This is a genomic window from Embleya sp. NPDC001921 (assembly GCF_053594475.1).
The window spans coordinates 140,843-156,672 of the sequence record NZ_JBSFEO010000015.1 but is presented as its reverse complement, the minus strand read 5'-3'; the positions used below and the strand labels follow the sequence as shown (position 1 = coordinate 156,672).

12 protein-coding genes are annotated in these 15,830 nt (G+C 71.6%); 3 read left to right on the top strand and 9 right to left on the bottom strand.

The window, feature by feature from the left end; genetic code table 11:
• Positions 1-81: 81 nt before the first annotated feature.
• Both thyX and ACWCPW_RS19595 read right to left on the bottom strand, forming a co-directional pair.
• Positions 82-825 carry an FAD-dependent thymidylate synthase gene (gene thyX / locus ACWCPW_RS19600; RefSeq protein ID WP_449762832.1) on the bottom strand — a complete coding sequence of 248 codons (744 nt, stop codon included), beginning with the start codon at positions 823-825 and terminating at the stop codon, positions 82-84.
• Positions 826-874: 49 nt separating this feature from the next.
• The gene (locus ACWCPW_RS19595) at positions 875-1,609 is read right to left on the bottom strand and encodes a hypothetical protein (RefSeq protein ID WP_449762831.1); all 735 of its coding nucleotides are present in this window, start codon (positions 1,607-1,609) and stop codon (positions 875-877) included.
• Between the two features lie 174 nt (positions 1,610-1,783).
• Between ACWCPW_RS19595 and ACWCPW_RS19590 the strand changes: the two genes are divergently transcribed.
• A complete protein-coding gene (locus tag ACWCPW_RS19590; protein ID WP_449762830.1) occupies positions 1,784-2,329 on the top strand; it encodes an N-acetyltransferase family protein in 546 nt (181 codons plus the stop codon).
• A 95-nt stretch (positions 2,330-2,424) separates the two neighbouring features.
• Complete coding sequence (locus ACWCPW_RS19585) at positions 2,425-3,099, top strand: TetR/AcrR family transcriptional regulator (protein WP_449762829.1); 675 nt, start codon at positions 2,425-2,427, stop codon at positions 3,097-3,099.
• A gap of 36 nt (positions 3,100-3,135) precedes the next feature.
• Here the strand turns inward: ACWCPW_RS19585 and ACWCPW_RS19580 are convergent, their stop codons facing one another.
• The 6 genes from ACWCPW_RS19580 to eccD form a co-directional block, all read right to left on the bottom strand.
• Positions 3,136-3,594, bottom strand: a complete 459-nt coding sequence (locus ACWCPW_RS19580) for a hypothetical protein (RefSeq protein ID WP_449762828.1) — start codon at positions 3,592-3,594, stop codon at positions 3,136-3,138.
• 5 nt (positions 3,595-3,599) lie between these two features.
• Positions 3,600-4,352, bottom strand: coding sequence for a 4-hydroxy-tetrahydrodipicolinate reductase (gene dapB / locus ACWCPW_RS19575; protein ID WP_449762827.1), 753 nt, complete (start codon positions 4,350-4,352; stop codon positions 3,600-3,602).
• 93 nt (positions 4,353-4,445) lie between these two features.
• On the bottom strand, positions 4,446-5,807 hold the full coding sequence (locus ACWCPW_RS19570) for a M16 family metallopeptidase (RefSeq protein WP_449762826.1): 1,362 nt from the start codon (positions 5,805-5,807) through the stop codon (positions 4,446-4,448).
• Positions 5,804-8,026 (bottom strand): polyribonucleotide nucleotidyltransferase, encoded by a 2,223-nt coding sequence (locus ACWCPW_RS19565; protein ID WP_449762825.1) that lies wholly within the window; start codon positions 8,024-8,026, stop codon positions 5,804-5,806. Before ACWCPW_RS19565 ends, ACWCPW_RS19570 begins: the two co-directional genes overlap by 4 nt.
• A 271-nt stretch (positions 8,027-8,297) precedes the next feature.
• The gene (gene rpsO, locus ACWCPW_RS19560; RefSeq protein WP_020553079.1) at positions 8,298-8,585 is read right to left on the bottom strand and encodes a 30S ribosomal protein S15; all 288 of its coding nucleotides are present in this window, start codon (positions 8,583-8,585) and stop codon (positions 8,298-8,300) included.
• A 144-nt stretch (positions 8,586-8,729) separates the two neighbouring features.
• Positions 8,730-10,130, bottom strand: coding sequence for a type VII secretion integral membrane protein EccD (gene eccD / locus ACWCPW_RS19555; protein WP_449762824.1), 1,401 nt, complete (start codon positions 10,128-10,130; stop codon positions 8,730-8,732).
• A gap of 349 nt (positions 10,131-10,479) precedes the next feature.
• On the opposite strand from eccD, the gene eccCa reads away from it, so the two are divergent.
• A complete protein-coding gene (gene eccCa, locus ACWCPW_RS19550; protein WP_449762823.1) occupies positions 10,480-14,448 on the top strand; it encodes a type VII secretion protein EccCa in 3,969 nt (1,322 codons plus the stop codon).
• 37 nt (positions 14,449-14,485) lie between these two features.
• On the opposite strand, the gene mycP is transcribed toward eccCa, so the two are convergent.
• The gene (gene mycP / locus ACWCPW_RS19545; RefSeq protein ID WP_449762822.1) at positions 14,486-15,577 is read right to left on the bottom strand and encodes a type VII secretion-associated serine protease mycosin; all 1,092 of its coding nucleotides are present in this window, start codon (positions 15,575-15,577) and stop codon (positions 14,486-14,488) included.
• Positions 15,578-15,830: the final 253 nt, after the last annotated feature.

Sequence of the window (15,830 nt, the reverse complement as noted above, 5' to 3'; positions counted from 1 at the left end):
ACGGGCGAAACCTTAGGGATTCGGGCGAAAAATTTCCGATGTCACCCTATGTGCCGATTTGACCACTCGGACGGCTCAACCCTACGGCGCGACGCGGCCGTTCGTGTTGAACGCCGCGTAGGTCAGCGGCATCAGCTCGGCCCACGCGGCCTCCATCCGCTCCGCCACCATCTCGATCTCGCGCTGCGGGAACGAGGGGAAGGTCGCGTCCTCGCGCTTGGTGCGCAACCCGAGGAAGTGCATCAGCGAACGCGCGTTGCAGGTCGCGTACATCGACGAGTACAGGCCCACCGGCAGCGTGGTGCGCGCCACCTCGCGCGCGACGCCCGCCTCCAGCATGCGCTGGTAGCCCGCGTAGGCGGCCTCGTAGGACTCGCGCGTCGCGTCGTCCACCGTCTTGTACTGCTCGGGGGTCCCGTCCACGAAGACATAGGCGCCGGGCTTGCCCTGCTGGACCAGCTTGCGGTCCTCGGCGGGCACGTAGAACACCGGCTGCAGCTCGCGGTAGCGGCCGCTTTCCTCGTTGTACGACCAGCCGACGCGGTGCCGGTGGAACTCGCGGAAGACGAAGATCGGCGCGCTCACGAAGAACGTCATCGAGTTGTGCTCGAACGGACTGCCGTGCTTGTCCCGCATCAGGAAGTTGATCAGCCCCTTGGACCGCGAGGCGTCCTTTTCGAGCTCGTCGAGGGACTTCTCCCCCGCCGTGGAGACCCGAGCCGCCCACAACACGTCCTGGTCGGCGGCGCTGTGCTTGATCAGCTCGACCGTGACGTCGCTGCGAAAGCGGATGGCGGACGGATTCTCCTGGGGTGTCTCGGTCACGCGGGGTGGCTCCTCGTCGATCTGATTCCGCTGGGGTGGGCGCCCAAGCCTAACCACGCCCGCCGACATCGCCGGACGCCGTGGCCGAGCCGCCGGCCGTCGGCGTGGACCGGGGCACCACGACGGTGGTCGGCTGCGTCGACGGACCCTCCGCGGGCCTGGTGGGAGCACCCGCGGGCAACCCCACCGAGGTCTCGAAGGACACCTTGTCCAGGCGGGACATGAACGGCTGCACCTGGATCAGCAGCTTGCCGACGTACTCCCGGGGCACCGCGAAGTTGTAGGTGATCACCGTGTCGGCGTTGCGCGCCGCCTGCTCCGGACCGCCGCGGGCCGGCCCGACCTTCGCCGCCGCGCACGGCAGCGCGTCGGGCCCGGCGTACAGCGTCACCGCGAACAGGTCGGCGAGCAGGTTCGAGCCGGTCCGGTTGGCGTAGCGGATCGGGACCGAGACGTCGACCGTCTCGCGCTTCTCGTTCGGCACGCTCGCGGTGCGGGTCACCACGAGCGGCAGCGTGGCCACCGTCAGACCGTTCGAGTAGGTGTGCGAGCCCTGCTTCTGCGGGACCTGGGCCGGCGGGGCGGCACCGCCGGTGGGCGGCGGCGCGCCCGGCGTCGAACCGCCCGTCGGGTTCTTGTCCGGCAGGTCCGGCGGGTTGCCGGTGGCGCCCGCGGGGGCCGCTTTCGGCTTCTCGTCGTCGATCGTCGGACCCACCATGCAGCCGCTCGCGAGCAGCGCGACCACCGCGCATGCCGGGGCGATTCGTCGGATCCGGACCCCCATGACCATCCTTCGCTGCCGCGCCCACCAGTCCTTGGCGGACAGCGTCGCACGCCGCGCACGAGGGCGGCAGCGCCTTCGGCGCGTGTCGCCCACGCGTGTGCGCGTTCGGCGAGCGCCGGACACGGGCCGCCCGCGCGCGCGAGAATCGGCCGAACTCGACGATGGGGGCGCCACATGACCGATCCGTACGTACGCCCGGCCCACGCCGGCGACGGTGCCGAGCTGGGTGCCGCGCATGCCCGGGCCTGGCACGACGCCTACACCGGTGTGTTGCCGGCGGCCGCGCTGGAGGCCGCGACACCCGACGCGCTGGCCGCCGAGTGGGAGGACGCGGCGGTCGCGCCACCGTCGCCCCGGCACCACCTGCTGGTCGCCTGCGCGGGCTCGACCGTGGCCGGCTTCGCGGCCCTGGTGCCCGGCTCGGACGAGGATCTCGACCCGGCGCGGGCGGGCGAGTTGGCGATCCTGGTGATCGACCCGCCGCGGCAGCGCGAGGGCCACGCGTCCCGGCTGCTGACGGCCGTTGTCGCGGACGCGGCGACGGACGGCGTGGAAACGTTGGTGACCTGGGTTCTGGAGAGCGACAAGCCGCTGTACGACTTTCTGGTCGGCACCGGTTGGGCGCCCGACGGCGCGACGCGCGAACTGTGGGTGGACGAGCCGGGCGGTTCGGTGATCCGACAGGTGCGATTGCACACGGCGGTGACCGATCCGCGGTGATCGGGAATCGGTGGGCGAAACGGCCGAGCGGCACGGCGAACACCACACCGATGTGCCATTGAACAAGGTAAGTCAGCCGTCTTAACGTGGGCGCCGTGAGCCGATCTCCGACCCGCGAGCGCCTTCTGCTCACCGCCGAGCGGCTCTTCGCCGTGCACGGAATCGACGCGGTCTCGCTGCGACAGATCAGTGTCGCGGCGAGTCAGCGCAACAATTCCGCCGCGCAATACCACTTCGGCGACAAGGAGGAGCTGATCCGGGCGATCTTCGGATTTCGGCTCACCACCGTCAACGCGCGCCGCGAGGACCTGGTCCGGGAACTCGTCCGGGCCGGGCTCGACCGGGAACCGAGGGCGTTGGCCGAGGCGATGGTGCGCCCGCTGGCCGAACAGATCGATGTCGGCGGCAGCTTCTACCTGCGCTTCCTGGCCCGGGTGCACCAGCACGTGGGCGCGACCACGTACGCGCTGCCGGCGATGGGCCTGGAGGGCAGTTCGCCGGAGTTCGGGCGGCTGATCGACCTCGCGCTGGGACACCTGCCGGTCGCGGTCCGGCGCAATCGGCTGCGGCTGGGCGGCAGTCTGGCCGTGCACGCGACGGCCGATCGCGAGCAGCGCGTGCACGAGGGGCAGGCGCAGGACGTGCTGCCGCCGGCGGCCTTCGTGGCGGACCTGGTGGACGCGGTGGTCGGCATCCTGGCCGCACCGGTGTCGGCGCAGGTGCTGGCCGCGTTGGAGCCGCCGACCGGCCGGCCGGCCCGGGCCGGTTAGCCGAGCCGACGCGGGCCGGGCGCGGTGTCGGGTCGGTCAGGCGGAGCCGACGCGGGGTTTGCCCGCGTGCAGTCGGATCGCGGTGAGCATCGCCCGGCGCCCGCGCGCGTTGTCGCGCGCGTCGCCGTACGCGACGGCCAGCCGGTACCAGACCCGCCAGTCCTCGGGCGCGGCCTCGGCCTCGGCCTTGCGCCGCTCGAACACCTCGTCCGCGCTGTCCCGGTCGACCCGGCCGCCCGGAGTGCGGCTCAGCTCGTCCGGCGGCAGCGCGCCCTCGGCCTCGAGTTCGCGGGCGAGCCGCTGCATCGCGAAGCCGAAGCGCAGCTCGCGCCAGATGTACCAGGCGCCGACGACCGGCACGAGCAGGATCGCCAGGCCGAGCACGATGGTGACCGGCTCCCCGTCGCGAATCGCGATCAGGCCGCGGCTCCCGACGAGGAACACGTAGAACACCAGAACCGCGATCAGCACGAGCGCGGTGACACGTTGCTTCACGATGGTCAGTCCAGGTCGAGGAAGTGTTCCAGGCCCACGGTCAGGCCGGGCGCGGAGACCACGCGACGCACCCCGAGCAGCACGCCCGGCATGAAGGACGTGCGCTGGAACGAGTCGTGCCGGATGGTCAGCATCTCGCCCTCGTCGCCGAGCAGGACCTCCTGGTGCGCGACCAGGCCGCGCAGCCGGACCGCGTGCACCGGGACGCCGTCCACCTTGCCGCCGCGCGCGCCGTCCGGGTCGTCCACCGTCGCGTCGGGCATCTGCCCGAGGCCCGCCTTCCCGCGTGCCTCGGCGATCAGCTCGGCGGTCCGGCGGGCGGTGCCGCTGGGCGCGTCCAGCTTGTTCGGGTGGTGCAGTTCGACGATCTCGGCGGACTCGTAGAACCGGGCCGCCTTGGCCGCGAACTGCATCATCAACACCGCGCCGATGCCGAAGTTGGGCGCGATCAGGATGCCGGTCTCCGGGCTCTTCGCGAGCCACTCGCGCAGTTGCCCCAGCCGGTCCGGGGTGAACCCGCTGGTGCCCACGACGGCGTGGATGCCGGCGCCCGCGCAGTATTCGAGGTTGCCCATGACCACACCCGGGTGGGTGAAGTCCACCGCGACCCGCGCGCCCGCCTCGGCGAGGTCGGCGAGGTCGTCGCCCTCGTCGACACGCGCCACCAGTTCGAGGTCGGCCGCGGCCTCGATCGCCCGGCACGCCTCGGAACCCATGCGGCCGGCCGCACCGATCACACCCACCCGGATTGCAGTCATGATGTCGCGCACTCTCCAGTCAGCGGAATTTCGCATCGATCAGGGTTCGATCGGCGTTCGATCGGACTTCGATCGCTCGCGATCGCACTTCGATCAGGCCGACGCGGCGACGAAGTCCGCGTCGTCGGCGAACGGTCCGACCACGGCCAGCGTGGGCCGCGCGGCGAACAGTTGCCCCGCCACGTCGTGGATCTCGGCGGCGGTGACCGCCGCGATCCGGGCGAGCACCTCGTCGACGGAGAGGTGTTCGCCGTAGACGAGTTCGCTCTTGCCGATCCGGCTCATCCGCGAGCCGGTGTCCTCCAGGCCCAGCACGGTCGAGCCGCGCAGTTGCCCGATCGCCCGATCGATCTCGTCCTGCGGCAGGCCCTCGCGGACCACCCGGTCCAGTTCGGTCCGGCAGATCTCGATCACCTGGCGGGCCTTCTTGGGCTGGCAGCCGGCGTAGATGCCGAACACGCCCAGGTCGGCGTAGCCGGAGTGGAAGGAGTAGACCGAGTAGGCCAGCCCGCGCTTCTCCCGGATCTCCTGGAACAGCCGCGAGCTCATCCCGCCGCCGAGCGCGGTGTTGAGCACGCTGAGCGCGAACCGCCGGTCGTCGTCCCGGGCCAGCCCGGGCATGCCCAGCACCAGATGGGCCTGCTCGGTCGGCCGGTTCAGCAGCCGTACGCTGCCGGTCGAACGCGCGCCGCGGCCACCGACGCGCGGCGCGGCGGGCACCGCCGCCTCGTCCACGCGCACGTGCGCGAACGCCTTCTTGACCAGGCGGACCACCTTGGCGTGGTCGATGTTGCCGGCCGCGGTCACCACCATGTTCGGCGCCTTGTAGCGACGCTTGTAGTAGCCGCTGATCTGGGTTCGGGTGAGCGCGTTGATCGACTCGACCGTGCCCAGCACCGGACGACCGAGCGGGGCGTCGCCGAGCATCGCGTCGTAGAAGAGCTCGTGCACGAGGTCGCCGGGCTCGTCCTCGTTCATCGCGATCTCCTCGAGGATCACGCCGCGTTCGGCGTCCACGTCCTCGGCGTCGATCAGCGAGCCGGTCACCATGTCGCAGATCACGTCGATCGCGAGCGGGAGGTCGGTGTCGAGCACGCGTGCGTAGTAGCACGTGTACTCCTTGGTGGTGAACGCGTTCATCTCACCACCGACCGCGTCCAGCTCGGCCGAGATCTCCAGCGCGTCGCGCTTCTCGGTGCCCTTGAACAGCAGGTGCTCGAGGTAGTGCGAGGTGCCGGCCAGGGCCGGGGTCTCGTCCCGCGAGCCGACCCCGACCCAGATGCCGAACGTCGCGGAGCGTACCGACGGCATGTTCTCGGTGATCACCCGAAGGCCGCCGGGCAGGACCGTGCGGCGGACGGCACCGGTGCCGTCCGCGTCACGCAGCAGGGTCTTCGTGGAACCAGGCCGCTGCGCGGACGCAGCGGCCTGGTTCTTCGACGAGGAGGACGTCACTTGGCGGCAGCGTCCTCGGAGGCCTCGGCGTTGTCTTCGCCCTCGATGACCGGGACGAGCGACAGCTTGCCGCGCTGGTCGATCTCGGCGATCTCGACCTGCACCTTGTCGCCGACCTTGATCACGTCGTCGACGTTCTCGACCCGCTTGCCGCCGGCGATCTTGCGGAGCTGCGAGATGTGCAGCAGACCGTCCTTGCCGGGCATCAGCGACACGAACGCGCCGAACGTGGTGGTCTTGACAACCGTACCCAGGTACCGCTCGCCGACCTCGGGCATCGTCGGGTTGGCGATCGCGTTGATCGTCGCCCGCGCGGCCTCGGCCGAGGTGCCGTCCGAGGCACCGATGTAGATCGTGCCATCGTCCTCGATGGTGATCTCGGCACCGGTGTCGTCCTGGATCTGGTTGATCATCTTGCCCTTCGGGCCGATGACCTCGCCGATCTTGTCCACCGGGATCTTGACGGTGATGATGCGCGGCGCGAACTGCGACATCTCGTCCGGCGTGTCGATGGCTTCCATCATCACGTCGAGGATGTGCAGGCGGGCGTCCTTGGCCTGCTTGAGCGCACCGGCGAGCACCGACGCCGGAATGCCGTCGAGCTTGGTGTCGAGCTGGAGCGCGGTGACGAACTCCTTGGTGCCGGCGACCTTGAAGTCCATGTCGCCGTACGCGTCCTCGGCACCGAGGATGTCGGTCAGGCACACGTACTCGGTCTTGCCGTCGACCTCGTCCGAGATCAGACCCATCGCGATGCCCGCGACCGGCGCCCGGAGCGGCACACCGGCGTTGAGCAGCGACATCGTGGACGCGCAGACCGAGCCCATCGAGGTGGAGCCGTTGGAGCCGAGCGCCTCGGACACCTGACGGATCGCGTACGGGAAGTCCTCGCGGGCCGGCAGGACCGGGAGAATGGCGCGCTCGGCGAGCGCGCCGTGGCCGATCTCGCGGCGCTTGGGCGAGCCCACCCGGCCGGTCTCGCCGACCGAGTACGGCGGGAAGTTGTAGTTGTGCATGTAGCGCTTGCGCGTCTCGGGCGAGAGCGTGTCGAGCATCTGCTCCATGCGCAGCATGTTCAGCGTGGTGATGCCCAGGATCTGGGTCTCGCCGCGCTCGAACAGGGCCGAGCCGTGCACCCGCGGGATGACCTCGACCTCGGCCGACAGGGTGCGGATGTCGGTCAGACCGCGACCGTCGATGCGCACCTTGTCGCGCAGCACGCGCTGACGCACGAGCTTCTTGGTGAGCGAGCGGAAGGCGCCGCCGATCTCCTTCTCGCGACCCTCGAACGCCGGGAGCAGCTTCTCGGCGGCGAGGTCCTTGACCCGGTCGAGCTCGGTCTCGCGCGCCTGCTTGCCGGCGATGGTCAGCGCGGCCGACAGCTCGTCGGTGACCGCGGCGGCGAGCGCCTCGAAGACGTCGTCCTGGTAGTCCAGGAAGACCGGGAACTCGCCGGTCTCCTTGGCGGCCTTCTCGGCGACCTGGACCTGCGCGGCGCACAGCGCCTTGATGAACTTCTTGGCGGCCTCGAGGCCGTCCGCCACGACCTCCTCGGTCGGGGCGTCCGCGCCGCCCTTGACCAGCTCGATCGTGCCGGTCGTGGCCTCGGCCTCGACCATCATGATCGCCACGTCCCCGTCCTCGAGCACGCGGCCGGCGACGACCATGTCGAACACGGCGCGCTCGAGCTCGGTGTGCGTGGGGAAGCCGACCCAGGTGCCGTCGATGAGCGCCACCCGGACGCCGCCGATCGGGCCGGAGAAGGGCAGACCCGCGAGCTGGGTGGACATCGAGGCGGCGTTGATCGCCACGACGTCGTACAGGTGGTCCGGGTTGAGCGCCATGATCGTCTCGACGATCTGGATCTCGTTGCGCAGGCCCTTCTTGAAGGACGGGCGCAGCGGACGGTCGATCAGGCGACAGGTGAGGACGGCGTCCTCGGACGGGCGGCCCTCACGACGGAAGAACGAGCCGGGGATCTTGCCCGCGGCGTACATGCGCTCCTCGACGTCCACCGTCAGGGGGAAGAAGTCGAGCTGGTCCTTCGGGCGCTTCGAGGCGGTCGTGGCCGAGAGCACCATGGTGTCGTCGTCCAGGTAGACCACGGCGGAACCCGCCGCCTGCCGGGCGAGCCGGCCGGTCTCGAAGCGGATGGTGCGGTTGCCGAACGTACCGTTTTCGATGACGGCTTCGGCGAAGCTGATGTCGGGACCCTCCACGGGTGCCCTCCTCGTTCGTTTCGAGGGAGGTCCGCGGCGCATGACGCCTGAGGGCCGGCCGAGCCGGTCTTCGATCGAAGCACCCGGGTGCGTTACCCGGGGGCCACTACCGAGGACCGGCGCTGTAGGTCGGCGCCTTGGTCGCGACGCGGCGCTCCCAGTTCTCTGTCGTATTCGTCTTTGTTGCGCGTGCGGGACACAGCCTACAAAAAGCCGGGTCCGGATACGGCGAAGGAGCGGCTTGCGAAAGCCGCTCCCCCGTCGTGCGTTGCTAGCGGATGCCGACGCCGCTGCGGCGGATGCTCAGGCGGTCCGTCAGCGTGCGGTAGCGCTCGATGTCCTTCTTGGCCAGGTAGCCGAGCAGGCGACGACGCTGGCCGACCAGGAGCAGCAGGCCCCGGCGGCTGTGGTGGTCGTGCTTGTGCTCCTTGAGGTGGGCGGTGAGCTCGTTGATGCGGTAGCTCAGGATCGCGACCTGCACCTCGGGGGAGCCGGTGTCGCCTTCCTTGGTGGCGTAGTCGGCCATGATCTGCTTCTTCGTTGCGGTGTCGAGCGACACGTGTTCTCCCTCTGCAAGGTGGTGAGCGCTTCCGGTCTGACTCACGGAGGCAACTGGGCTCACATGGTGCGGGCGCGCGGCCCGTGGGCAGCGCGCATCCCGGGCACGCGGCTCCGGGGTATGGACAACCCTAGCAGGAGCACTTCACGCCGTGATGTTCCGCAGCTTGTCGTACAGATCCAGAACGGCCAGACACAGCGGGACGACGGAGACCATCAGCAGGGCTTCGAGCACGTCCAGCAGCCGTCCCCACAAGGGTGACAGGCCGCGCGAGGGCACGGTGCCGGCGATGATCGCCAGCAGCGCGCCGACCGCGCACACGAGTGCGAAGATCCAGCCCTGGCGCTCCGCGTCCAGGACTCGGGTGTCCGGGGTCAGGCCGACGAAGAGCGTGACCAGGCCGAGCAGGCCGGCCGTGTACAGCACGGTGACCTGCGTGGTGTGCCGGAACAGGCGGGCTCGGCACAGGGTGATCAGGGCGAGGACGGCGGTCAGGACCCGGGTCCACACCGTGTCCGCGTCGGCCAGTACGACGCAGGAGGCGACGATCGCGGCGGCGCACGCGCCGGTGAGGCCGCTGAGCGTGCGGTGGCCGTCGCGGGCGCGGGCGGCGACGTCGGCGTGGTCGAGGACGTCGCTCCGGCGGGCGGCGGGCGCGTCCGCGGGCAGGAAGCCGATCGGCAGGCGGGCGAGCCGCGCGGCCCAGGAGGGCAGGAACGCGATCGTCGCGACGCCGACGGTGCCGGCGACGGCGGCCGCCTCGCGCGGGCCGCTGTCGAAGGTGATCAGGCCGAAGGTCGCCACTGTGCCGAGCGCGCCGGCGCCCGCCCCCGCGATGTACACCGCGCCGCGTTCGGGCAGCAGCGCGGCGATCAGGGTGGCGACCGGCAGGACCGCGACACAGGCGGCCAGGAACTGCACCCGGCCCGGGCCCTCGTGTCCCGGCGGGTCGATCGCGCCCAGTCCGGCCAGGAACGCGTTCGGCAGCGCGCCCAGACCCAGCACCGCGCCGCCCACGTGGTCCCCGTACACCCGGGACCGCACCCCGGCGACCACGGTCAGCACCAGGGCCGTCGAGCCGGCGACGACGGCGGGCAGGCCGTGCGGCAGGGGGGCCATCCGCCACAGCACGATCGCGCCGAGGGTGAAGAAGACGGCCGCGCCGGCGAGGCCGGCGATCCGCAACATCGCCGGCGTCCACAGCCGGTGGTCGCCGGCGACGGAGGTCGCGACACAGTCGGCCACGTCGTCGTAAACCGGCGGCGGGGGCACGTCCGCGAGCGCGGTGAAGCGCAGCAGTTCGCCGTCGCGGACGTGCTGACCGGCCAGGGTGAGCGCGCTGTCCAGGGGCGCGCCGTCGAGCCGGGTGAGCCGGAAGCCGGTCACCGCGCCGTTGCGCTGGGTCTGCCCGGACAGTCGGAGGATCTCCGGGTACAGGTCGGCGAGCGGGACCTCCTCCGGCAGTGCGAGATCCACGCGGCGATCCGGCGTGATGACGGTGATCCGGGCGAACCCGGTGGTGACCGTCGTGGTCGTGGAGTTCACCTGTGCGGACCCCCTCCTTGTCGCTGCCCCCGGTTGTCGCTGCCCGTGCCGGTCTTGCCCCTGCGGTCGCCGCCCGTGCCGGTCGCCGCCCGTGCGCCGGCCCGTGTCCCGCGGCCCCGCGGTCCGGGATGACGAGGCACTCTATATACGCCGCGTTACGACTCGCCACCGAGCGTCGATGCTGCCGATAGGATGCGGCGCACGCACGAACGGCTCGACCGCCTCGCCGGGTGGGCGGAGACGACGCTCCGACGGGTGGGGCGACCCACCCCACCTGCTCCTTTTCGGTGTCCCCCGGCGGGCTCGATCCGTGTCCGGGAATCCTCGCGAGGGATGAGGCCGACGCACCGTGACCGTGGTCATCGTCAGACGCCCGCCCAGGGTGTTTCCCTTGCCCGTGCCGGCGGAGGAGATCCGACTCCAGGCACCGCCCGAACCGGAGCGCCCGACCGACCGGAACTGGATCATGAGCGTGCTCCCGATGATGGGCATGCTGGGGTCCGCGGGCTTCTTCTTCATGCCGGGCGCGCCCAGGACGATGATGGTCATGGGCGGCCTGATGATGATCTCGTCGCTGGTCATGGTGGTCGCCAACATCCTCAAGTCGCGCGACGGCGACCGGGCGCGGATGCTCGACGCCCGACGCGACTACCTCGCGTACCTCGCGCAGCGGCGCACGGAGGTCCGCCGGACGGCCCGCCGGCAGCGCGACGCGCAGTTGTGGACGCACCCGGACCCGGCGCAGTTGTGGTCGGTGGCCGCGGGCGAACGGCGGATCTGGGAACGGCGGGCCGGTGACGCGGACTTCGGTCAGGTCCGGGTCGGGATCGGCCGACAGCGGTTGGCCACGCCGCTGGTGGCGCCGAGCACGGCGCCACCGGCCGAGTTGGAGCCGCTGTGCGCGGACGCCCTGGGCCGCTTCCTGCGCGCCCGGGCGACGCTGGACGACCTGCCGATGGCGGTCTCGCTGCGCTCCTTCCCGCACCTGACCGTCTCCGGCGACCCGGAGCGGGTGTACGGGCTGACCCGGGCGATGCTGGGCCAACTCGCGGTGTTGCACGCGCCGGACGACGTGCGCGTCGTGGTGGCGACCGACGCGAACTCGCTGCCGCGCTGGGACTGGCTGAAGTGGCTGCCGCACACGCAGCACCCGTCGCTGACCGACGGCGCGGGCTCGGTCCGGATGATCGCGGGCGACCTCGGCGAGATCGAGGAGTGGCTGGCCGAGGATCTGGCCGGGCGCCCGCGGTTCGCGGCCGACGCGCGGCCCGTACCGGACCGGCCGCACCTGCTGGTGGTCCTGGACGGCGGCGGCGTGCCCGCCGACTCGGTGTTGGCGGGGGCGGACGGTCTCCAGGGCGTGACCATCGTCGAGGTGGCCCCCGGTCCGCCGGCCGAACCGCGCGGCGGACTGGCGGTCATCGCCGAGGAGGACCGGCTGACACTGGAGTCGGCGGCCGGCGCGTACGTGGGGGTGCCCGACTTCCTGTCGGCGGCGGACGCGGAGGCGCTCGCCCGAAGGCTCGCGCCGCTGCGGCTGTCGGCCGACGACGACGAGCCGCTGCCGGCCGACCTGGACTTCACCGACCTGATGGGCATCGGCGACGCCGCGCGGATGGACGTGGCGCGGACCTGGCGGCCGAGGCCGCCGAACGACCGGCTGCGGGTGCCGATCGGGGTCGGGCGGAACGGCGAGCCGGTCATGCTGGACCTCAAGGAAGCGGCGATGGGGGGCATGGGGCCGCACGGCCTGTGCGTCGGCGCGACCGGTTCCGGCAAGTCGGAGCTACTGCGCACCCTGGTGCTGGGCCTGGCCACCACGCACAGCTCGGAGATCCTCAACTTCGTCCTCGCCGACTTCAAGGGTGGCGCGACCTTCTCCGGGATGTCGGACATGCCGCACGTCGCGGCGGTGATCACCAACCTGTCCGACGACCTGACCCTGGTCGACCGCATGCACGACGCGATCACGGGCGAGCTGAACCGGCGGCAGGAGTTGCTGCGTTCGGCGGGCAACCACGCCAATCTGCACGACTACGAACGGGCCCGGGTGGCCGGTGCGGCCCTGGAGCCGCTGCCCTCGTTGATGATCGTCATCGACGAGTTCAGCGAACTGCTGACCGCGAAGCCGGACTTCATCGACATGTTTCTGCGGATCGGCCGGATCGGCCGCTCGCTGGGCGTGCATCTGCTGCTCGCGTCGCAGCGCCTGGAGGAGGGCCGGTTGCGCGGCCTGGACACCCATCTGTCCTACCGCATCGGCCTGCGCACCTTCTCCGCCGCCGAATCGCGCGCGGCGATCGGCGTGCCGGACGCGTACCACCTGCCGTCCGTGCCGGGCGCGGGCTACCTCAAGTTCGACACCGAGTCGATGGTGCAGTTCAAGGCCGCGTACGTGTCCGGGGCCCCTCGGGCCTGCGGCCGGGTCCGGCACAACCGGTCGGGCGTGCCGATGCCGGTGCTGTTCGGCAGTCGGTGGACGGCCGCGAACATGTGGAATGGGCACCGGGACCTGCCCCCGGAGCCCGAGCCGCAGCCGGACGTCGACAGTGCGCCCGCGGACACCGTGCTGGATGTGATCGTGCGTCGGATGGTCGACCAGGGTCCGCCCGCGCACCGGGTGTGGCTGCCGCCACTGGCCGAGTCGAACTCGGTCGACCGGCTGTTGCCGCCGTTGCGTGCCACGTCGGAACGCGGGCTGTGCGCACCCGACCGGCGCGGCCCTCTCGTGGTGCCGCTGGGCCTGGTGGACAAGCCGTTCGAGCAGCGCCGCGACGTGATGTACGCGGACCTGTCCGGCGCGGCCGGCCACGCGCTGGTCGTCGGTGGCCCGCGCAGCGGCAAGAGCACCCTGCTGCGCACCATGATCGCCGCCTTCGCGCTGACCCACACCCCGGTCGAAGTCCAGTTCTACGTCCTGGACTTCGGCGGTGGTGGCATGGTCGCGCTGAGCGATCTGCCGCACCTGGGCGGGGTCGCGGGCCGGCTCGACGCCGAGCGGGTGCGCCGGATCGTCGGCGAGGTCAAGGGCGTCCTGAACCGGCGCGAGGAGATGTTCCGGGCCGCCGATATCGACTCGATCGACACGTTCCGCCGACGCCGCGCCGCCGGAACGCTGCCGGACGAGGCGTGGGGCGACGTCTTCTTGGTCGTGGACGGCTGGTCGACCCTCAGGAACGACTTCGACGCGCTGGAGGCCGAGATCACCGACATCGCCATGCGCGGCCTGGGCTACGGCGTGCACGTCGTGCTCACCGCGTCGCGGCATCCGGAGATTCGGCCCGCGCTCAAGGACCAGATCCAGACCCGGCTGGAGTTGCGGCTCGGCGAGACGATGGAGTCCGAGGTCGACCGCCGGCTCGCGGCGAACGTGCCCACGGGCGCGCCCGGCCGTGGTCTGTCCCCGGACAAGCTGCACTTCCTGGCCGCGCTGCCCCGGATCGACGGGTCCTCGACGGCCGAGGACCTGAGCGAGGGGACGGCCGCGATGGTCGGCGCGGTCAAGGCCGCGTGGGCGGGGCCGCCCGCTCCCCCGGTGCGGGTGTTGCCGATGCTGCTGCCCTACGAGCAGTTGCCGACGCCCGCGCGGGTGCCCGGTCGGGGGATCCCGATCGGCGTGGACGAGCAGACGCTCGACCCGGTCTACCTGGACTTCGGCGTCGACACGAACTTCGTGCTGTTCGGCGAGAGCGAGTCCGGCAAGACCAACTTCCTGCGACTGCTCGCGCGCGGCATCTCCGAGCGGTACACGCCGACCGAGGCCCGGATCATCGTCTCCGACTACCGGCGCACGCTCTTGGACGCGGTCCCACAGTCGCACCTGCTGGAGTACGCCGCGGCGGCGCCGGCGCTGACCTCGTTCATGAACGAGATCCGCGGCGGCATCGATCGCCGGCTGCCCGGGCCGGAGGTGACCCAGGAGCAGTTGCGCGACCGGAGCTGGTGGAGCGGCCCCGAGTTGTTCCTGCTGATCGACGACTACGACCTGGTCGCCTCCTCCGGTGGCAACCCGGTGGGCGCCATCGCCGAGTTCCTGCCGCTGGCCCGCGACGTCGGCCTGCACCTGATCATCGCCCGCAGCACCGGCGGCGCGGGCCGCGCACTGTACGAGCCGGTCCTGCAAAAGCTCCTCGACCTGGGCACCTCCGGCCTGATCCTGTCCGGCAACCACGACGAGGGCGCCTTGATGGCCAACGTCAGGCCGGCCCGACTACCACCGGGACGTGGGCAGTTCATCTCCCGCCGACGCGGCGTGGCCCTGATCCAGACGGCCTGGCTCGCCGACGACCGACCCAGCCGCGCCGGGTGCGCGGAGTGACGGGCCGACGTCGGCCGCCATCGCCGACCCGCCACCCCTACGACCGGCGTCGTGTGTGCCGGCCTCGGGCGTCACGGATGACGGTGGCCGCGCAGACGACGACGATCGTCAGGCCGACGGCCGGGAAGAGGAGCACGCAGGCCTGACGGCGGTCGCGGTCGGCTCGGGTGGGACCGTGTGCGAGCGGGGCGACGTCGACGAGTTCGGTACCGCGGTCGACCCGGGGGTCGGGGACCGGGCTCGACGCCGGGACCACCGTGGAATCGAGCGCGCGCAGCGGGTCGACCACGCCCCAGCCGACGCCGTCCACCGGGCCCGCGGCGCCGCGTTGTGCGGTCTGTTCGATCAGCGTGACGATCCGGGCGGCGGTGTAGTCCGGGTGCGCCGAGCGGATCAGCGCCGCGACACCCGCCACGTACGGGGTCGCGAACGAGGTGCCGTCGCCTCGGCAGTGGCCGCCCCCGGGCACCGTCGACCAGATGTCCACGCCGGGTGCGAGCACGCCCACGTACGGCTTGTTCTGCGAGAACGGCGCGCGCTCGTTGCCGCGGTCCGATGCGCCGACACCCAGGACTCCCGGGTACTTCGCGGGCCACGAGTCGAGGTTGTCCTTGTCGCCGGAGTTGCCGACGGCGGCGACCACCACCACCTGCCCGGCGAGCGCGCGCCGGACCGCGTCCCGCAGCTTCGCGCCCGGCTCCCGGCCGCCGACCGTGTCCTGCGAGATGTTGATCACCGAGGCGCCCGCGGCCACCGCGTGGTCGATCGCGGCGGCCAGGCTGTCCTCGTTGCCCTTGGTCGCGTCGCCGCCGCCGTTCTGCCGGATCGGCAACAACATCGCGTCGGGCGCGAGCCCCACGAAGCCCGTGTCCACCCTGGGCGTGAGCTTGTCGCCGGGCCGGGCCGCGATGATGCCCGCGGCCATCGTGCCGTGGCCGTTGTCGTCGTCGGTGCCGTCGCCCCGGTCGTTGAAGAAGTCCTTGCCACCGGCCACGACCGCAGGGCGCAACTGCGGGTTGTCGTCGTCGATCCCGCTGTCGATCACCGCGACCGTGACGCCCTTGCCGGTGGCCTTCCGCCAGAGTTCGTCGAGCAACACGCGCTGCAGGGACCACGGTTTGCCGGACATCGGCTTGGACGGGTACCGACAATCGCCGCCCGCGAGCAAGGCGGTACCCGCTCGCCCGACATCCACCCGCCCACGCTCCGCCGACCCCGAACCCATCGCCCCGACCGCCCCGACCGCCCCGACCGCCCCGACCGGCAACAACAGACCCGACGCGAGAAGGAATGCCCCCCACCGTCGCCGCACGGCTCGCACCGGTTCGTTCGCCTTCCGGATCACCACCCCACCACCCCACCGCCCCGCGATCGCGAGCCGA